General features: G+C 45.0%; 17 protein-coding genes and 1 riboswitch. Of the genes, 2 read left to right on the top strand and 15 right to left on the bottom strand.

What is annotated here, in order from left to right; all coding sequences use genetic code 11:
- Positions 1-160: 160 nt before the first annotated feature.
- The 5 genes from dnaK to lepA all read right to left on the bottom strand — a co-directional run bounded on the left by dnaK (position 161) and on the right by lepA (position 7366).
- Positions 161-1999, bottom strand: a complete 1839-nt coding sequence (gene dnaK / locus B5771_RS16585) for a molecular chaperone DnaK (protein WP_088188532.1) — start codon at positions 1997-1999, stop codon at positions 161-163.
- 31 nt (positions 2000-2030) lie between these two features.
- On the bottom strand, positions 2031-2636 hold the full coding sequence (gene grpE / locus B5771_RS16580; RefSeq protein ID WP_047809904.1) for a nucleotide exchange factor GrpE: 606 nt from the start codon (positions 2634-2636) through the stop codon (positions 2031-2033).
- A gap of 57 nt (positions 2637-2693) precedes the next feature.
- Positions 2694-3737, bottom strand: coding sequence for a heat-inducible transcriptional repressor HrcA (hrcA, locus tag B5771_RS16575; RefSeq protein WP_088188531.1), 1044 nt, complete (start codon positions 3735-3737; stop codon positions 2694-2696).
- 614 nt (positions 3738-4351) lie between these two features.
- Positions 4352-5527 carry a radical SAM family heme chaperone HemW gene (gene hemW / locus B5771_RS16570; protein ID WP_088188530.1) on the bottom strand — a complete coding sequence of 392 codons (1176 nt, stop codon included), beginning with the start codon at positions 5525-5527 and terminating at the stop codon, positions 4352-4354.
- Positions 5528-5560: 33 nt separating this feature from the next.
- Positions 5561-7366, bottom strand: coding sequence for a translation elongation factor 4 (lepA, locus tag B5771_RS16565; RefSeq protein ID WP_088188529.1), 1806 nt, complete (start codon positions 7364-7366; stop codon positions 5561-5563).
- A gap of 268 nt (positions 7367-7634) precedes the next feature.
- On the opposite strand from lepA, the gene B5771_RS16560 reads away from it, so the two are divergent.
- Positions 7635-7985 (top strand): carboxymuconolactone decarboxylase family protein, encoded by a 351-nt coding sequence (locus B5771_RS16560; RefSeq protein ID WP_088188528.1) that lies wholly within the window; start codon positions 7635-7637, stop codon positions 7983-7985.
- Between the two features lie 292 nt (positions 7986-8277).
- Here the strand turns inward: B5771_RS16560 and B5771_RS16555 are convergent, their stop codons facing one another.
- The 9 genes from B5771_RS16555 to B5771_RS16515 all read right to left on the bottom strand — a co-directional run bounded on the left by B5771_RS16555 (position 8278) and on the right by B5771_RS16515 (position 17204).
- Positions 8278-9207, bottom strand: a complete 930-nt coding sequence (locus B5771_RS16555) for a 2Fe-2S iron-sulfur cluster-binding protein (protein WP_088188527.1) — start codon at positions 9205-9207, stop codon at positions 8278-8280.
- 56 nt (positions 9208-9263) lie between these two features.
- A complete protein-coding gene (gene modD / locus B5771_RS16550) occupies positions 9264-10112 on the bottom strand; it encodes a ModD protein (RefSeq protein ID WP_088188526.1) in 849 nt (282 codons plus the stop codon).
- A 23-nt stretch (positions 10113-10135) separates the two neighbouring features.
- Positions 10136-10981, bottom strand: a complete 846-nt coding sequence (gene modA / locus B5771_RS16545; protein ID WP_088188525.1) for a molybdate ABC transporter substrate-binding protein — start codon at positions 10979-10981, stop codon at positions 10136-10138.
- A 40-nt stretch (positions 10982-11021) separates the two neighbouring features.
- Positions 11022-12083, bottom strand: a complete 1062-nt coding sequence (locus tag B5771_RS16540) for an ATP-binding cassette domain-containing protein (protein WP_088188524.1) — start codon at positions 12081-12083, stop codon at positions 11022-11024.
- 1 nt (position 12084) lies between these two features.
- The gene (gene modB / locus B5771_RS16535) at positions 12085-12786 is read right to left on the bottom strand and encodes a molybdate ABC transporter permease subunit (RefSeq protein ID WP_172408295.1); all 702 of its coding nucleotides are present in this window, start codon (positions 12784-12786) and stop codon (positions 12085-12087) included.
- Between the two features lie 171 nt (positions 12787-12957).
- Positions 12958-13108: riboswitch (molybdenum cofactor riboswitch) on the bottom strand.
- A 50-nt stretch (positions 13109-13158) separates the two neighbouring features.
- Positions 13159-13869 (bottom strand): ATP-binding cassette domain-containing protein, encoded by a 711-nt coding sequence (locus B5771_RS16530; RefSeq protein WP_088188523.1) that lies wholly within the window; start codon positions 13867-13869, stop codon positions 13159-13161.
- Positions 13862-14554, bottom strand: coding sequence for a molybdate ABC transporter permease subunit (gene modB / locus B5771_RS16525; RefSeq protein WP_088188522.1), 693 nt, complete (start codon positions 14552-14554; stop codon positions 13862-13864). The genes B5771_RS16530 and modB (B5771_RS16525) overlap by 8 nt, the downstream gene beginning before the upstream one ends.
- A gap of 20 nt (positions 14555-14574) precedes the next feature.
- Positions 14575-15393 (bottom strand): molybdate ABC transporter substrate-binding protein, encoded by an 819-nt coding sequence (gene modA / locus B5771_RS16520; RefSeq protein WP_088188521.1) that lies wholly within the window; start codon positions 15391-15393, stop codon positions 14575-14577.
- Between the two features lie 335 nt (positions 15394-15728).
- On the bottom strand, positions 15729-17204 hold the full coding sequence (locus B5771_RS16515) for an aldehyde dehydrogenase family protein (protein WP_088188596.1): 1476 nt from the start codon (positions 17202-17204) through the stop codon (positions 15729-15731).
- Positions 17205-17763: 559 nt separating this feature from the next.
- On the opposite strand from B5771_RS16515, the gene B5771_RS16510 reads away from it, so the two are divergent.
- The gene (locus tag B5771_RS16510; RefSeq protein ID WP_088188520.1) at positions 17764-19812 is read left to right on the top strand and encodes a sigma-54-dependent Fis family transcriptional regulator; all 2049 of its coding nucleotides are present in this window, start codon (positions 17764-17766) and stop codon (positions 19810-19812) included.
- Here B5771_RS16510 and B5771_RS16505 read toward each other — a convergent pair.
- Positions 19792-20277: a GNAT family N-acetyltransferase gene (locus tag B5771_RS16505; protein WP_088188519.1), complete on the bottom strand. Its 486-nt coding sequence runs from the start codon at positions 20275-20277 to the stop codon at positions 19792-19794. The two genes, B5771_RS16510 and B5771_RS16505, sit on opposite strands and share 21 nt — an antisense overlap.
- Positions 20278-20289 lie beyond the last annotated feature (12 nt).

The following is a 20289-nucleotide window of genomic DNA, read 5'->3' as shown; positions in this document are numbered from 1 at the left end:
ACAAAAGGCGGGCACAAAAGTCCGGAAAACCCTTGCACCCAATTTTTTTTTGCGCAGCGAACCATTCGGCTCGGCAGCCTCTTAGTCCGCTGCGCATCTATTATAAGGGGGCTGCTCGGCAATGGCTTACCTAGGATCTTGCCGCGTACCCCTCGGCTCCCTATTTATCCTTATCAACCTCTGTAAATTCAGCATCTACAACATCATCGTCTTTCTTGGCAGAACCTTCTCCGCCGGGCTGAGCTCCAGCATTTTGTGCATTAGCGGCTTGCTGTTGATACATTTTCTCAACATAGGGATGCAGCACTTTGGTCAAAGCCTCTGATTTAGCATTGATTTCAGCAACATCGTCCGTAGCGGCTGCGGTCTTAAGTTCTTCAAGGGCTTTTTTGATACTATCAAGTTCTCCCGCATCACCCTTACCTTCGAAATCCTTCAGGGTTTTTTCGGTTTGGTAAACCATTGAATCGGCTTGGTTCTTAGCATCAATTAATTCTTTACGTTTTTTGTCCTCATCAGCATGAAGTTCGGCATCTTGTTTCATTTTTTCAATATCATCTTTGGAGAGACCTGTAGAAGACGTAATCGTAACTTTCTGCTCGTTGCCTGTAGCCATGTCTTTGGCGGAAACGTGCACGATCCCATTTGCGTCAATATCAAATTTAACTTCAATTTGAGGAATACCGCGAGGTGCGGCTGGAATACCTGTGAGTTGGAAACGGCCTAAAGTTTTGTTATAGCTGGCCATCTCACGTTCCCCTTGCAACACATGAATATCAACTGAGGTCTGATTATCCGCTGCAGTGGAGAAGATTTGGGATTTTGTCGTCGGAATGGTCGTGTTACGATCAATAATTCTGGTGAATACTCCGCCAAGGGTCTCAATTCCCAAGGACAGCGGGGTAACATCCAATAAGATCATGTCTTTAACTTCACCGCTGAGTACGCCGCCTTGAATAGAAGCACCCATAGCAACAACTTCGTCCGGGTTAACACCTTTGTGAGGTTCTTTACCGCTTAATTTGCGAATGGCCTCTTGGACAGAAGGAATCCGTGTTGAACCACCGACTAAAATAATTTGATCAATGTCTTTCCAACTGAGTTTAGCATCTTCAATGGCTTGGCGAGTAGGTCCAAGTGTTGCTTCGACCAAATCAGCGATAATCTCTTCGAATTTAGCTCGAGAAATGTTCATATCTAAGTGCTGCGGACCTTGCTCCGTCATTGTGATAAAGGGAAGATTAACGTTAGAGCTTGTAACACCGGAAAGCTCAATTTTTGCTTTTTCAGCTGCTTCTTTTAAACGCTGCAGGGCAACACGATCATTCGCTAAATCAACGCCATTGCTCTTCTTGTACTCAGCCACCATATAATCGATGAGACGTTGGTCGAAGTCGTCACCGCCTAAGTGGTTGTTACCGCTGGTTGCTTTAACTTCTACCATACCTTGACTTAATTCGAGGACTGAAACATCAAAAGTTCCGCCGCCAAGGTCATAGACTAAAACAGTTTGATCTTGTTCTTTATCCAAGCCATAGGCCAGAGCAGCAGCCGTCGGTTCGTTAATAATCCGTAATACTTCCAGACCGGCAATAGAACCGGCATCTTTTGTTGCTTGACGTTGAGCATCTGTAAAATAGGCTGGGACAGTAATTACTGCTTTATCTACGGTTTGACCTAGGTAAGCTTCAGCATCCGTTTTAAGTTTCTGCAGAATCATTGCCGAAATTTCTTGCGGACTGTAGGGCTTATCATCAATTTTCACTTTATAGTCAGAACCCATATGACGTTTAATAGAAATAACAGTCTTCTCAGGATTGGAGACAGACTGACGTTTAGCAACTTGACCCACCAAACGTTCTCCTGTTTTAGAAAAACCCACTACCGAGGGAGTTGTACGATTCCCTTCAGCATTTGGAATAACAACAGCCTCTCCGCCTTCCATAACGGATACGCAAGAGTTTGTAGTACCTAAGTCAATACCTATAACTTTACTCATGACTAATTTCCTCCTTCAATTCGATAACTCACTAATTCGAAACTTTAACCATCGAGGGACGCAGTACTTTTTCTTTCAGAAAATAACCTTTTTGTAATTCTTCCACCACGGTATTTTCCGGATGATCTTCAGATTCAACTCTCATAACAGCGTCATGAAGATTAGGATCAAAAGGTTGGCCCACAGCTTCCATCGGTTTTAAGCCAACTTTGCTCAAAGCCGTCTGCAGCTGACGAAGAATCATATCGACACCCTGTGAAAAAGCTGTTATATCGGGATTATTTTGGGCAGAACTCGTAGCCCGTTCAAAATTGTCTAAAACCGGCAGCAACTCGCTCACAAGCTGTTCAGAGGCATATTTAACGATTTCCGTCTTTTCTTTTTGAGTTCGTCTCCTATAGTTATCAAACTCAGCCTGCAGACGCAAGAAGCGATCGTAGTATTCATCCGCCTTAGCCTTGACCTGAGTAAGCTCAGCTTCCAGGGCCAAAATTTTCTCGGCAGGAGCCATATCTTTGCTATTTGAATTATCTTCTTGAGTATTAGCTTCTTCAGAACTGCTTGATTCGCTGGCTGTATATTCCTCGTTCACTTCGGACGATTGATCCTTAAGATTTTCTTCTTTTTTTTCCGCCATTCGCAATCACCTCACGTACTCTAAATTTTATATGGAATGAACCAAAAGGTTCAAACATCACTTATATCCGCGCGGTTTACCCCGCGCCAGTACCTCAGTCAAACTTTTTGTCATAAAATCTACAATGGCAATCACCTTACCATAATCCATTCGCGTCGGTCCCAAGACCCCCACAGCACCAATAGTCTTCCCATTCACCTTGTAAGTCGCCGAAATCACACTGCAATCCCGGAATTCCTTCAGAGTATTCTCCCCACCGATGGTAACATTTAGTCCTTCCTGACGAGGGAGCAGAAGTTTCTTCAGAGGCTCATTTTCCTCAAACACCTTGAACAAGCTTTTAACTTTATCTAAATCCCGAAATTCGGGCTGATTTAACATATTAAGCGTTCCGCCCAAATAAATAGGCTCATCTTCTTCACTGCCATCCAAGATAGCATCAAGCATTTCTAAAGCATTATCGATCAGATGCCTTTGCCGGGACAATTCACTATAAATCTCATGCAGCATACTTCGCTTAACTTGACTTAACGAATACCCCTTCATTTTCTGATTAAAAACATCAGCAACCTTCTGAAGATCTTCCGCCGTCAGATTATCACCCACATCAACGATATGATTTTCAACAACCCCATTTTCCTTGACAATCACCATAATAACCTGACCCGGCTGATAAGGCAGAAAATGCATCTTGCCAAAAGCACTTTTTCCCTTTTGCGGGCCGAGAACTAAACTAGTCAAGCTCGTTAACTCCGAAAGCAACCTGCTGGTTTGGGAAACAACCTCTTGAATCTCACAAATCTTCTTTGTACTTTCACGTTCAATAATTTCCTTATCCTCATCACTTAGAGTTTGAGCATCCATTAAACAATCAACAAAATATCGATAACCGGCATCCGAAGGAATTCGTCCCGCCGACGTATAGGGCTGTTCAATAAAGCCCAGTTCCTCCAAATCCGCCATCTCATTGCGAATTGTAGCCGGAGAAACTCCCAAATCAAACTTTCGAGCAATAGTTCGCGAACCAACCGGTTCAGCGGTAGCAATATAATCCTGAACAATCGCTCGAAGTATTTTTCGTTTACGCTCATCCATTTGCATTCATGCTTCCCGCCTTTCACTGTTACCTGGAGTTGTTAGCACTCTCCTCTAATGAGTGCTAACATTTTATGTCTTCACATTACCACGCTCTTTTATCTTTGTCAAGAATCATTTTCTCATATAATATGCCCTATTTTAAGAAACCTTTTAAGCAATTCACAGCCAGAAACGTGTCAAAGGGACGGTCCTTCTGACACACCTTGAATCCGTTTGCGCCCGTCTCACACCCCCAAAGCCCAGGGCGCAGTGTGACACGAGCACGAGGTCTTTACGGAAGCAGCCCAGCAAACTTCCGTTCCAGCGACCGACCCCAGAGGCGTGTCAAGGGGACGGTCCCACTGACACACCGATGGCGCATCCCCCTGATTCCATTTATGCCCGCCTCACACCTAAGGTTGTCGGCGCACATAAAATGTGCCGTATCCCAAACTTTCCTAAAATCAAGCGCGCACATCCTTCATAGAATTACTCCCACACCCCCGAAACCCAGAGCGCAATATGACACAAGCATAAGATCTTTCGGGAGCAGCCCAAGCAGTCTCCGACCCCTGCGGCCGCCCCCAGATAAATCGTGTCAAAAGGACCGTCCCCCCGACACGCCCCCGAGGGCTGGGTCACCCTGCGCCCCTGACGAATTCCCGTAATATCCCATTCGCCACAAACGCATACTTCGCATTCAAGCTCAAACGATCACCCCTGATCACAAAACAATCCCTATTACGATAGCGTTCCAAGACATCCCCATAAATATTCCTTAGATCAACGCCAAAATCCTCACGAAACTTCGTAAAGCTAACACCCTCACGCAGCCTTAGTCCCAAAATCATCCGTTCAGCCATACAATCCTCGAGAGACAACATCTCTTTCCCTTCTTCATCAAGAGGTTCCTTCCCTTCATGAAGACTTGCCCGATAAGCCCGCACATTTTCCACATTCTTTTGCCGAATTTGTCTGAGACAAGATACTCCACCGGGCCCTAAACCCAAATACTCCTCTCCGCGCCAATAACCCAAATTATGCCGACACTCAAAGCCGGGAAGAGCAAAATTTGACGTTTCATAATGAAGGTAACCGGCCTTCTCCAAGTGTTCCACAGCCCATTCCTGCATGTCCGCTTGAACATCATCGTCAGGCAAACCTTGAGCGCCGGTTGATTCCGTCCCATCTAAGCCTTCTCCAAAGCGGTCATACAACGGAGTCCCTTCCTCCAGCATTAACCCATAGAGAGAAAGATGTTCCGGTCTATACGACAAGGCTTCTTCAACAGACTTCTTCCATAAGCTCATTGTTTGCCCAGGAAGTCCAAACATTAAGTCCAAATTTATGTTCGTGAATCCCAGGGTTCTTAAAAGCTGAACGCCAGCACGCGCCTGTTGAGCGCTGTGTATCCGTCCGACGTTTCTCAACAGGTTATCATCAAAGGCTTGGACCCCTAAAGAAAAGCGATTGATTCCGTATTCCCGCAGCAAGATCAGCTTCTCTCGCGTAAGAGTGCCCGGATTTCCTTCTGTCGTCTTCTCCGCCCGCTCAGCAAAAGAGAAATTACGGATAATGAGCTTCAGAAGATGGTCCAAATTTTCAAGGGGCAGCGCTGTCGGAGTGCCTCCTCCAATAAAAAGAGAAGATACTCCCTGAGGAGCATCTTTTTGATGATTGGCCATTTCCATTTCAAGGCCCTCTAAATATAAGGGGATAAGTTCTTTAGAGTAATCTGTTAGTCCATGCGAATAGAAAGCACAATAATCACACTTTTGAATACAAAAAGGAACGTGAACATATAGAGAAGGCATGATTTTTACCTCTCTCCTTCTTAATTTAGCCATTTAATCTTCAATCTTTAATACGGCCATAAAGGCATCCTGGGGAATTTCAACATTTCCGACCTGTTTCATGCGCTTTTTCCCCGCTTTTTGCTTCTCGAGGAGTTTTCGTTTACGGGAAATATCTCCTCCGTAACACTTCGCCAGGACATCTTTGCGCATAGCCCGCACCGTTTCGCGGGCAATAACCCGATTGCCAATGACAGACTGAATGGGGATTTCAAACATTTGTCTCGGAATGATCCCTTGCAGCTTTTCCACCAGTTTTCTGCCCCGGTTATAGGATTTCGACCGGTGAACAATAAAGGAAAGAGCATCCACCAACTCGCCATTTAAAAGAACATCAATTTTAACTAAATCCGACTCTTTATAGCCTGCTAACTCATAATCAAGAGAAGCATACCCTTTGGTCCGGGATTTTAATTCATCAAAATAATCGAAGACGATTTCACTAAGGGGAAGTTCGTAGACCAGTCTCACCCTGCTCTTGGACACATAATCCATCGCCAGATAAGTCCCGCGTTTTTCCTGGTTCAGTTCCATGATCGGCCCAACAAAATCAGCGGGAACCAGAATCGTCGCTTTAACTACCGGTTCCGCAATCGTCTCAATTTGATCGACAGGCGGAAGATTGGCAGGGTTGTCAATATCCAGGACTTCTCCAAGAATATTCTTCACTTTATAGATAACACTCGGAGCCGTGGTTATGAGATTCAAATCATATTCTCTCTCTAAACGTTCCTGAATAATCTCCATGTGGAGCAGGCCCAAAAATCCGCAGCGAAAACCGAAACCCAGAGCAGCTGAGGTTTCCGGTTCAAACACCAAGCTGGCATCATTTAAATGAAGCTTCTCCAAAGAATCCCGCAAGCGGTTATAATCATTGGTTTCCACAGGGTAAAGCCCGCAGAAGACCATCGGGGTGGATTTTCGATATCCAGGCAGTGGTTCAGCCGCAGGACGTTCGGCATCGGTAATTGTATCCCCAACTTGAGTGTCCTTCACATTTTTAATGCTGGCCGCGATAAAACCAACTTGCCCGGCTTTCAGTTCTTCGACGATTTTCATAGCAGGTGTGAATACACCCACTTCTGTTACTTCAAATTCCTTTCCCGTGGACATCATCTTCATCGTTGTCCCTTTGGCTACGCGTCCTTCAACCACCCGTACATAGGAGATTGCTCCTTTATAAGCATCGAACTTCGAGTCAAAAATCAAGGCCTTCAAAGGAGTCTCGTCATCTCCTTGGGGAGGCGGAACCATGGTCACGATTCTTTCTAAGATTTCCTCCACACCGGTTCCCACTTTGGCCGAAGCAAGAATAGCATCACTGGCATCCAGGCCGATGACATCTTCGATTTCTTGCTGCACCCGCTCAGGTTCAGCACTGGGAAGATCAATTTTATTAATTACCGGAATAATTTCCAGATTGTTCTCCAACGCCAAATAAACATTGGCCAGGGTCTGGGCTTCAATTCCCTGAACAGCATCAACCACGAGCAAGGCTCCTTCACAAGCTGCCAAGCTCCTGGACACCTCATAGGTGAAATCGACATGCCCTGGGGTATCAATAAGGTTCAGCTCATAAACCTCACCATCTTTAGCCTGATAACTAAGACGTACCGCCTGAAGCTTAATCGTTATCCCTCGCTCACGCTCCAAGTCCATGGAATCAAGGACCTGTTCCTCCATTTCACGCTTACTTAGAGCTCCCGTATATTCAATTAAGCGATCCGCCAGCGTGGATTTACCGTGATCAATGTGCGCAATAATAGAAAAGTTACGAATACGTTGCGAAGCCTGTGCCAAGGTCTTCCCCCTCATTTCTATATCCAGAAATAATAGTTCAAAATTTCAACTGATCCATCCTAAACATAAAGTATATCAGATAGTGAGGGGACTCCGCAAGAATCGCGTAAAACATCAGTGAACTTCTGTTAAAGCTGAATATTTGGTCTTCAGATACAATAATGTCCAGTGGCAAGGACTTAAAAACCGGATAAAAGATCGCTGCCGGGAGAATAAATTTGACCATCTATTGCCAAATTAACATTAAACTTATAGGGAGGAAAACAGTTTGGACGATTACTTTGACAATCTGGACACCATTGAAGAAAATTCAAAGTATTTTACAACCAACCACGAGCAAATCTATCAGGCTTACGAAACCTATGGCAAGCTAGTCCATGAAACAGGTCCCCTTGATCAAAAAACTTGCTGGTTAATTAAAGTCGCTTTATCCACCGAATGTCAATATCCCTATGCATTGAGAACGCATATCCTCAAAGCGTTAACAGGCGGATGTACGCAAGAAGAAATTGAACATGCCATGATGTTAGTAGCTCCCACGGCTGGGTTTCCCAAAACCATGTTTGGCATGTTAACCTTGAGAGACGTCGTCGACGAGCTTAACAGAAGCGTACAGTAATCAGTAATCTTAGCCATAGCAGCATCTCAATCCAGAAGAGCCAAAGTATCTGCGGATTCCTAAAGTGTGAGGTCGTAGAAGTAATCACTGTCGCTAGAGTGATTACTCGAGTTCATTCTGGCCGGCGGAGAGGATTAATTATTATAATTGTTCCACTAATAAAGGAAGCAATTATTTTCTCCAGATAGGAAAACAATTGCTTCCTTATATTATTTAAATAGGTCTCTAATTGTTGTTAGGTCAAACTTACTAAGCTTTAAAGCTAAACCCATTTCTTGACGGCAGTTAAACTCTAGGCCTGAGAATTAATCTTCTCCAGAATGTCGCCAAGGCCTAAAAATTCTCCCCAAGTCACCTGCACAAATTCCCCGTCCTGTTTCACAAAAGGCCTTGCGGTGCGCTCGGGATTGTACCTTAAATCAGAACCGATTCGACCCTTCAGACAAAGAGGACGGCCATTAGCAGCTGCTTTGGCTGTAACTCCCACCATTTTACCGTTCTTAAAGTTAAGGTTGAATTTGCAGCCTGACTCACAAAACGTACACGTCACTTCTTCTGTTGTTAACTCCCACTCTCTGCCTTTACCAATCATGCTCCTATCCATAAGAGCCCCCACGGGGCAGACAGAGACGCACCTGTTACAATAGACACAAGCCGAATCTTTTAAATCCGTATCCATAAATGTAGCGACCTTAGTCTTAAATCCCCGATAGGCAAACCCGATCACATTGCGCTCAGATACCGCCTCACAGGTGGCTATGCATTTTCCGCAGAGGATGCATTTATTCAAGTCCCGTAAAATGTAGGGATTGGTGTCGTCAATGGGAAGGTCGTGTTTTTCACCCTGAAAGACGTTCCCTTTGACACCATATTCATAAGCATACTTAGCCAAGAGACAGCTGCCGAGCTTTTGACAAGTCATGCAATCCAAGGGATGACTGGCAACTAACAATTCCAAAATCATTTTACGTGCATTTCTTACCTTGGAAGTCTGAGTTTCCACCTTCATCCCCTGGGTAACTTGGGTAGCACATGCCGGGGGAAGATTGCGCATTCCTTCAATTTGAACCACACACAAACGACAGGAACCTGAAGGCGTTAGTTCCGGATTATGACACAGGGTGGGGATCGGAATATTATTCAGGCTACACGCTTCAAGTACTGTTGTCCCCTTGGGAACGCAAACTTCCCGCCCGTCAATCGTTAAGGTAAACCACTCCATGGCTTTCTCGCTCCTTTCAAAATCTCCAAGGTCTAATCTCACTCATCATTTAACTCTCAAATTATCTTTTCCATACTGACTCCAATATCAGAAGGTTTTCCGAAATACACTGAAGTAGTAACAAGGCCATTAATTCCCGTACGAGCGTATTCTTCAATATTTCCTTCATTAATACCGCCCGCTCCCAGCAGAGTGATCTGGGGATTAATCTGCCTGATTTGCTCCACAATGGCTTTTAAATCTGAGGCTGGAATTTTATCGAACTGCAATCCGTCAACGCCGGCTTCGGCCAGAAGACGGGCATCCTCGATGGTTTCCACCTCAACGATCAGTTTTTTCTCACAAACCTGAGCTTTAATTTCTTTTACTCTTTGCGCTAAATCATTAACATCGCCGAGAAAAACCATATGCTGCTTAAACACCAAAATTGTCTCCGACAATCCTAAGCGATGTGGCAAAGCGCCTCCGGCGATAATTGCCTTGATAGAAAGTTCTTTAGTACCCGGAAATGATTTGCGGGTAGCCAAAAGAGCAGTCTTGGGATTAATAGCTTGAATCTTATCCACCATCTTCTTAGTCCTGGTGGCAATACCCGAAGAGTATTCAAGGATATTCAGCGACACTTTCCAAGCCATATGCAGGTTTGAAGCTAATCCTTCGGCCTCAATAAAGACATCCCCTTTATTAACAATAGTGCCCGACGGCAAGGATCGAACCGGCGTAATTCCCAGCTTAGCAAAGATCCTTAATACCTCCTCAACTCCGGATAACACAGTAAATTCTCTCGCTTTAAAAACTATCCTGCCTTTCAAGGCACCAATACCAAGTGACTGCGTTGTTAAATCAAGATAAGGCACATCTTCCCGGAGCCAATGTTCAATCGTTTCATCACTAATATAAAGCATTTCTATCCACCTCAAGATTCCAATTATTTTCCCTTCACAAAACCATGCTTATTAAAAATTTTCATAGCCTCGTCACTCTGCAAATAGGCTAAGAATTTAGCAGCAGCATCGCTGTTTTTAGAAGAGGCGACAATGGCAGCCGGTAAGACGATGGGAGAATGAGAAGCGGCAGGTGCAGTTGCTACAACCTTCACCTTATCCGAAGTGATAGCTATGGTATCCCAGACAAAGCCGGCATCAGCATTTCCCGTTTCGACGTAGGCCATAATTTGCATCAGATCCTTACCAATGACCATCTTAGGTTTTAATTTATCCCACAATTTGAGACTCGTCAGAGTTTCCTGAGTCGTCTTAGCCGCCGGAACAGTTTTAGCTTCGCCGATGCCGATTTTCTTAACCTCCGGTTTGCTTAAATCTTCAAAGCTTTTAATAGAAGTATTGCCTTTATTGACAATTAGAACCAGTTCATCACTTAACAAATTAACCCTTGAATCTTTCTGAATAAGCCCTTTTTGTTCCAAAGCATCCATCTGGGGCTTACCCTGCGAAATATAAATGTCCGTGCCTGCCCCTTGCTCGATTTGACTCTGCAGTGAGCCTGAGGGCCCGTAATTAAACGTCAAAGCTGCTTGGGGATTTTTAGCCTCATAACGTGTTTTTATTCCATCAAAGGAACCTTTTAGACTAGGGGCTGTGGAAATGACAAGTTTAATTTGCTTGCTTTGACCGGCACCGCTGGCTGCTGTAGTTGAAGCGTCCTTGACACTGCTTGAACACCCAGAGATGGATACTAACATGAGTAGAATAATGCAGCTAAGCACTCCTAAGATAACTCGACTTCCTTTTGAGTTCTTTATTCCAGAAAACATCCTATTTTCCTCCCTCTCTTCTTGAAAATCAAAAGAATATTTAGAAAATAATCAGGTCTTCGGGAGCTATCCTCAAACACCAGGGCTGCGGCTGATCTTTCATTGCCAGCCACATTTGCGGAGTCATTTCCCATTCCAGCAGCTGGCTGCCCTGCCCCTGATAGTCTTGCTCTACCGTCAGATAAACCGATATTCTGCATGGCCCTTCGCTTATAAAATTAAGTCGGCAGCGAAATACATTATCCTTCATTTCCCCGGCGGCAGCTCCGATCAAATGGGCACGAACACCCACATGGGTAACTTGTCGTGAGAGCTTAATCTCAGTTTTTAAGGTAATGCCCCAAGCTAAGGCTTCCAGCTTAAAAGGTGATATGTAATTGGCAGGGGAAATGTTTTTGCACCCCGTTAATTGGGCCGCCGCCAGCGACGATGGAGCTTTAAATACCTCCTCAGTCCCTCCTTTCCCCTCGATTTTCCCTCGTGACAAGAGAATCAAACTTTGGCAAACCCGATAGACTTCCTCGATATTATGACTAACAAACAAAGTCGCCCCGGAATACCCCGCCAAAGTCTCCGTTAATTGTTTGACCATGTGGTTTCTCAGATAATCATCCAGAGCGGAAAAGGGTTCATCTAAAAGCAAGGCTTCGGGCTTTGCTGCCAAGGCTCTGGCCAGGGCAACTCGCTGCTGTTGGCCTCCTGAGAGCTGACTGGGATATCTCTTTTCTAAGCCCTCCAACTTGATCATTGTAACCATTTCTTTGATGATCGCCTGGCGATCTTCACGCTTCCGCTCTCCAATTCCGAAGCCAATATTTTCTTCAACCGTCAGATGGGGAAACAAAGCGTAATTTTGAAAGACATAGCCGACCTTCCTGCGCCGGCAAGGCAGATTAATGCCTTTTTGGGAATCAAACAAGACGCGGCCATTGAGGACAATTCGCCCCTGATCAGGAGATTCTATACCGGCAATACAGCGTAAAGTCATGCTTTTGCCTGAACCGGAAGCCCCCAAAAAACCTAAAACCTCTCCCTGAGTTTCAAAGTTAACCTTGAGTTCAAAACCCGCTAATTCTTTGCGGATATCAACAATCAATCCCATGTTATTCCCTGCCGCCTGCAACAATAGTCTTGCGCTGGTAATCTGACCAATAATTCATAAGAGTCATAACGATCAGCGAAATGATAAAAATTAGGATTACCCATAACAGAGCCTTTTCCATATCTCCTCCGTCGGCGGCAAAAAAGATAGCCGCAGGAATCGTCAGTGTTTCTCCTGGAATATTGCCGCCGACCATCAGCGTCGCGCCAAAATCACCCAAAGCCCTGGCAAAAGCTAATACTGTTCCAGCGGCTACCCCGGGCCAGGCCAAAGGAATGGTTATCTTCCAAAATATCTTCCATTCTGAAACGCCCAAAGTACGAGCGGCATAAATAATCGTGGGATCAATTTGCTCAAAAGCACTGCGCACAGTCCGATACATTAAGGGAAATGCCACTACTGAAGCCGCAATAACCGTAGCGGGCCAAGAAAAGATGATCGTCATGCCAATAGCCAGCAGCAATTTGCCCAGAGGACCGTTTTTGCCCAAAACTAAAAGCAGTAAAAATCCAACGACGGTAGGAGGCAGAACCAGAGGTAAAGTAAGAAGGCCGTCAATTACCCCCTTAAATTTTCCCCGATAAGCTGAGACAAAACTTGCAGCCGCCAGGCCGGAAAAGAAGGTCACAAAGGTTGCCAGTGTTGCTGCTCTGAGAGAAATCCATAAGGGAGAAAAATCGATTCCGCTTAAAATGCTAACCAAAACGTCCCCCCTTTCCCTTCTCTCTAAAGATCATTATTTATCCACTAGTCTTGCTTCAAGCCCTTAAATAGCTCAAGTTAAATACCATATGCGGCAAGATTTAAGAAAAAGACGACTGAGAGCGTAAATAATGGCTCCCTAAAAAGGGAGCCATTAATAAACCGATAGCCTATCGCTATTCCATGCTGCTCCTTTTCAAAACGTGAAGGCATACCCGTTTCCAGGAACACCCTGAGGATCAAAAATCCTGTCCAGCGACCATAGATGCATTTATTTGTTAATCTGCTCTTTAGGTCCTTCTGGCTCGGAGGTAAACGTATTAAATTTCAAATTATAATCATGCACAATTATATTGATGAACGATAGAGCCGCCTACCGGGCATTATTAAGTCCCCTGACCAATTCTAGCTTTTCCGGTTTTCCCTGTTCCCCCTGTTCCTTAATTATCTCCTGTTGGCCATGATCAATTTTAATGATTTGGTCGCCTAACATTTCAGCTTCCTGAAGATCATGGGTCACGAGAACAAAAGGAATCTTCCATTGTGCTTGCAGCTTAAGCAGCTCTTGCTGGAGGGTGCTGCGGGTGTTTTGATCAAGAGCCGAGAGAGGTTCATCGAGCAGCAACAATTCCGGTTCCGTCATTAAAGCTCGAGCAAGGGCTACTCTTTGTTTCTCTCCCCCTGAAATCTGACTAGGATAACGATTCCGAAGATGTTCAATTTTGAGCATCTCCAGCACATCTCCGGCGGTAAGAACCTTTTCGGACGCACTCCCTTTTTTCGGTTTGCCATACAGGACATTTTTCTCAACCGTCATATGGGGAAATAGAGCATAATCTTGAAAAAGATACCCGATACGCCGTTTACGAATAGGAACATTTGTCCCTAATTCGGAAGAGAAGACTGGTTTGTTGGAAATCGCGATTTCTCCCCAAGATGGGGTCTGGAGGCCTGCCACACATTGCAGAATCGTCGTTTTACCGGCACCGGAATGCCCGACGAGAGCGAGAATACCGTTACTTATGGAAACATCAACCTCCAGCTCAAAGGAGGGTAATTTCTTTTTAAAATGTGCCTTAAGCATTTGTCCCGCCTCCCCGCGAATCTCGTCGTGTTCCTTTCCCCCAGCGATTCAAGCCATAAATTACCAGGAAGCTGAAGGAGGTCATGATAACAACCAAGATACTCGCCGTACGCATATCTCCTGATTCATTGGCAAAGTAGATAGCCAAAGGCATGGTTTGAGTTCTGCCGGGGATATTTCCGGCGATCATCAAGGTCGCTCCGAATTCCCCCAAGGACCGAGCGAAAGCCAGAACCAAACCGGCAATAATACCATTCCAAGCCAGCGGCAAAGTAATGGTGAAAAACACCCTTATTTCCCTCGCCCCTAAGGTGCGGGCAGCCCTTTCCAGGTTTTGGTCAACACTTTCCATGGCAACCCTTACAGATTGATACATCAACGGGAAGGAAACCACAACTGCCGCAATCACCGCTCCCTCGATAGTAAAAACTACTCTGGTATGAAAGAACTGTTCAAGAAACACGCCTAAGGGACCGTTCTTCCCGAAGACAACCAGCAGCATAAAACCGATAACAGAAGGCGGGAGTACTAAGGGTAAGGTAATGATTGACTCCACAACATCTTTGCCCCAGAACTCCCGCCGTGCCATGAGTCCTGCTATGGGAATGGAAAAACAGGTAACAATGATAACAGATGCCAAAGCAACTTTCAGAGATAATATAATCGGCACAAAACTCAAATCCATAGGGCTCACCCGGCTATCAATTATTTTGCTAAGGTTTTAAAGCCATACTTTTGGAAGACTTTTTGGGCATCGGAACTTTGTAAATATTTAAGGAAATCTTCAGTGACCTGTTGATTTTTCGTTGCGGCAATAATGGCTGCCGGATAAACAATCGGATTGTGGGTGCTATCGGGGACAACGGCTACAACTTTTACTTTCTTCGATTGTTGAGCGTCCGACTGATAAACAAAACCTGCATCCGCATTCCCTGTTTCAACATAATTAAGTACCTGAGTCACATCTTTGGCTTCTACCAGTTTGGGCTGTATAGCATTCCAAAGTTTGAGGTTTTTCAAAGATTCCTGGGCATATTTGCCTGCAGGCACTGATTCAGGGGTACCGATACTAACCTGGCTAACACCCGCTTTTGTTAAATCCTGAAGCGAAGTAACCTTACTGTTATCTTTCCCGGCAACAAGAACTAAATCATTGCCGAGTAAATTTACTCTGCTGTTTTTAAGCAGTAAATTCTTTTTCTCCAGAGTATCCATCTGACTCTTTCCGGCAGAAATAAATAAGTCCACAGAAGCGCCCTGTTCGATTTGCTGCTGAAGAGTACCGGAAGCCGCAAAATTAAAGGCAAGTTTTACATTAGGTTTTACCTTTGCATAATCGCTTTGAAGTTCAGTCAAAGAATCTTTCAAACTTGCAGCGGCTGAGATCATGATTTCAGTGGGTTTCGCTTGGGCTTGTGAAGTATCTGTGGTTTTTCCTGAGGATTGGGTAGTATTTCCTGTGCCGCAACCCACTAAAGTGAAAATTAAGAGCAAACTGGATACCAATAAAACGATCTTTTTCACATTTACTCCCCCTCTATGTAACTCTTGTTTTTGTTTGTTTAAGCTAGTTTTCATTCGGCTTTTCCCGGAAACGCATCACTACAACTATCTAAAACTAACAAAACCTAACTAAAGCCATTATACTATGCCCTAAGTAAATTGCAAGACAGCAGGGAATTTTATACTTCATACAATTTCTGAAAACTGAATAAATTAGGGACTAATGTGAATTTACGCATTTAGCCCCTAATTTTAAATAAAACCCTGCATAAATTGTGGTTTGAATCTTCTTATAGGCAGGGTTTATTTATTAAAGCGGATAGCTGGTCATTGTTCTGTCATCCTGCTTCCATTATCTAATAAAGACCAACTTTGTCCTCACTCAGACTGATAAAGATATTCTTCATCTGAGTGTAATGATCAAGGATCACTTTATGAGTTTCACGGCCGATGCCGGACTTTTTGTAACCGCCAAAGGGCGCATGGGCAGGCAGATTGTTATAGTTGTTAATCCACATCCGGCCGGTCTGGATGCTGTTAGCCACGCGGAAGGCGCGATTAATGTCTTTGGTCCATACCGCTCCGCCTAGACCAAACTCGCTGTCATTAGCCATAGCAATGACTTCTTCTTCGGTCTTAAATTTGATCACCACGGCCACAGGACCGAAGATTTCCTCCTGAGCAACCCGCATCTTATTGTTAACATCAACGAGAAGCGTCGGAGCCATAAAGCACCCTTTATCCAAGCCCTTGTCTTTAATTCTGTAACCGCCGCAGGCAACTTTAGCCCCTTCCTTCTTGCCAATCTCAATATAGTTTAAAACGTCCTGCAAATGAGATTCATAGATCAAGGAGCCTAATTGCGTATCCTTTTCCCAAGGCAAACCAACCTTCACCTTATTAAAGGCCGTGATGGCTTCGGCAACAAACTTGTCATAAATATCTTCATGGACAAAAACACGAGAACCGGCGCAGCAGACTTGACCCTGATTAAACAAAATGCCGATTTGCAAGCCTTCGATAGCTTTCTCCCAGGGACAATCAGAGAAATAGATATTGGCAGACTTTCCGCCCAATTCCAGCGTGGAGGGGATTAACTTTTTGGCCGCAGCATCAGCAATCGTATAACCAACCTCAGTGGAACCGGTAAAGGCCAGCTTACGGAAGCCCTGATTCTCCAACATATAATTACCGGCTCCTGAACCTCGGCCCGTAATCACATTCACCACTCCGGGAGGAAGAACCTGATCAAAAATTTTAGCCAGTTCTAAGAGACTCAAAGAAGTACTGCTTGACGGCTTAATAACGGTACAGCAGCCGGCCGCTAAGACAGGAGCAATTTTCCAGGCTCCCATAAGCAAGGGGAAATTCCAGGGAATAATCTGTCCGACGACACCGATAGGCTCTCTGAGAATAAGACTCATGGTATTTTTGTCGATCATCACGGCTTCGCCTTCCTCTGTCCGAATAGCAGAAGCAAAATAGCGAAAATGATCTGAAGACAGAGGAACATCAATTCCCGCAGTTTCCCGGATCGGCTTGCCATTATCAAGAGTTTCAATCATCGCCAATCGCTCAGCGTTTTGGTCAATTAAATCGGCAATTTTCAATAACATAGCAGCTCGATCCTGAGGGCTGATATCTTTCCAAGTCTCCCAAGCCTTCCAAGCTGCCTTAACCGCTTTATCGACATCGTCTTTGCTGGCATCAGCACAAGTAGCCAATACTTCACCATTGGCAGGGCAAATACACTTAAAGCGTTTTCCATCTTGAGATTCAACCCATTGACCATCGATATAAAGTTTGTACTCCTGATCGGCTATATTCTTCATCATAATTCCACTCCTCTTTAGCGAACTCGTTCAGATTCAGCTGAACATTATGGCTTCGGTGACGAAAGCGACTAACCGATAACAAATGCTATCGCTTAAGGATGGACTCTACCCCCACCGAAGCAGAGAACGGTGACCACTCCCGTTGATAGAAGTGGGAGTCTCACGCTTAAATAAAAATATCCCCCCTCATTATTAGATAATCTTAAATTTTCTAAATACTGAGATTGCATTTTCTATGCCAAATGACTACGATATAACTAAAAGAAACTCAGCCGGCGCAGGAAGATACTGTCTTCGCTCTTGCTAGCTGTGGCGAAAGTGACAGGCAGCAGCCGATCTTAGGCCATGAGAAAATATACGCCCGAAGATTATCCTTTCTTAGAACATAATTGAAACAAACGCCAAAAGGATTAAGAGCTGTTTCCTTCTTAGTGATCTCCAAAAATACATGTCACCCTTCTGTAACCCATTTGTCATCCTACTGTTCAAGCATCAGGGTGACAATTCGTAAACACTCCCCCATTCTGCAGGCTGACTATATAAAGGAGGGTTAAGTATGACCAAAGATATCGCTCCGGAAATTACCCAGGCATGGAATAGATTTGTCTCGGGTGCCGCCATCGATGACGGTATTGTGCGCGCAGAGGTAGCCGCCTCATGGCAGCGCTGTTCCGCAGCCAGTGTTAATCCTTATCACAACGGCGTCAGTCACCTGCTTTTAGACCAGCGGCAATTGGAAGATTTACGGTCCAAAAAAAGAAATCTGCTGCAAATCGCCAGACTTTTTATGGCCAACCTTTACCGGTTCGTCGCCGGATCAGGTTTTATAGTCATGCTCTCCGATGAACATGGCTATATCATGGAAGTCATCGGGGACCGTGAAACAATGACCGTTGCTACGCAGCTCAATTTAAGCCAAGGGGCCAGCTGGGTTGAAGAAGAAGTCGGTACAAACGGCATTGGCACGGCTCTGGCAACTCAGAAACCTGTCCAGATCTCCGGCGCGGAACATTATTGCCAGAAAGTTCATTTCTGGACTTGTTCCGCCGCTCCCATTTTGGATTCTCAGGGGAAGATCATGGGCATCTTACAAATGTCCGGACCTAACTGGAAAACACACGAACACACCTTGGGCATGGTCGTAGCTGCGGTAGAGGCCATTAAAAATCAACTCCGGCTGCACCTTAGAAATAGAGATTTAAGTTTACTCAACAATCGCTTGAAGAATGTTATCCTAACAGTTTCAGAAGGAATCATTGTGATCGATAAGAGAGGAATGATTGAACAAATAAATCCGATAGCCGAAACAATATTTTGCCAACCTGAAGCGAAAATCAAGGGAAATTCCATCGAGGACTACCTCGGTGAGTCAGTATCTGTGCGAGAAATGCTGGCAAGGGGGAAATCCTTTAAAGATTCTGAAGTCGTAACCTATACTTCCAAGGGCAGCACCAATTGTCTTTCTTCCGGAAAGCCGATTAGAGACGATAAAGGAGACTTCTCGGGCGGCGTTATATTTATCAACCCCATTCCCCAAAACAAACATTATGTAAATCGCGGCAGCGGAGAACCGGCAGCCTTCGAATTCGCAGCGATCATTGGCGAGAGCAAAGAACTCCAGAAAGGCATTAAATTGGCCAAAATTGCTGCCGCCAGCAAAAGCCATGTCCTGCTCCAAGGAGAAAGCGGCACAGGCAAAGAGGTATTTGCTCAAGCTATTCATAATTCCAGCAGCCGCAGGAATGGACCCTTCGTGGCCATCAACTGCGGTGCCATACCACGTGAATTAATTGGCAGCGAGCTTTTTGGCTATGAAGGCGGTTCTTTTACCGGAGCCAAGTCCGGCGGCAGAGCGGGCAAATTCGAGCTGGCCTCAGGAGGAACTCTCTTTCTGGATGAAATCGGCGATATGCCCTTGGAACAACAAGTATCCCTCCTCAGGGTACTGCAGGATAAGCATGTCATGAAAATTGGCGGTTATCAATCAGTTCCGGTGGACGTGCGCATCATCTGTGCTACTAATAAAAACCTCCGCGAGGAAGTCAGGAAAGGAACTTTCCGGCAAGACCTCTTCTTTCGGCTCAATGTTATTAATATCTTCCTTCCTCCTTTGCGGGAACGGCGGGAAGATATCCCTTTATTATTCAGATCATTTTATAAAGAAATATGCCCCAGGCTGGGCGTAGATCTCCTGCCCGTTGATTCGCGGGTTGTCTCCTATTTAAGCCAATACAATTGGCCGGGAAATGTTCGCGAATTACAAAACGTTATTGAGAGAATGGTGAATCTGGCTCAGGGACAAGGTATACGCCCGGAACTCCTTCCGGATGAAATTCTCTTTCCCGATCCATCTGCTTCACAACCGGAAAGGGAACGTTTCTCAGATTCCGCCATGAGCTTAAAGGCGTTACAGAAGGTAAATACATTAAGCACTGATCAAGATAAACTCTCCATTAAAAAGCTCCTGGCCAAGAACGAGCGGCAAGAAATAATTGACAAGCTGTTAACATATCAGGGCAATATCAGCCATACAGCCAAAGAAATGGGGATTTCACGTAATTCCCTTTACAAAAAGCTGAAAAAATTAGACATCACAGTAAGATAATCTTCCCCCTTTCCGCAAGCAGATTAGCCTCGTAGTTTTCCAATTCATTTTTTGATAAAAAGCCAAAGCCGGGGTGTTGTTGCGATCCGCTAGGAGCTGTAAGCGGGAAGCCCCTCTCTCCTGGGCCCAAGCTTCTATTGACGACAACAATTCTCTTCCCAAGCCCTGCGCTCTCCGAGCTTCTTCAACAACTACGTCTTCAATCAAGGCCACAATTCCGCCCTCGGCTGTCGAAACCAAGATCTGAGCCGAACACATTCCTATGATACGCTGCTGAGATTCTGCCACCATGAGGCAGCGAACCCCAGTATCGCCCAGCATCATCTCCAATCCCCGCTGCTGAGTCAACTCATCAAAGGAAAAATCACTTTCCAGGGAAAATAAGAGCTTGAGGAGATTAACCATTCCCCCGATATCCCCTTGATTTGCCCTTCTTATCTTATAGCGAGGACTCCGATCCGTCATATTCTTACCACT

This window comes from Desulfosporosinus sp. FKA (assembly GCF_002196785.1).
In the GTDB taxonomy this organism is placed as follows: Bacteria; Bacillota; Desulfitobacteriia; order Desulfitobacteriales; family Desulfitobacteriaceae; genus Desulfosporosinus; species Desulfosporosinus acididurans.
This window is presented reverse-complemented; position numbering and strand designations above follow the sequence as displayed.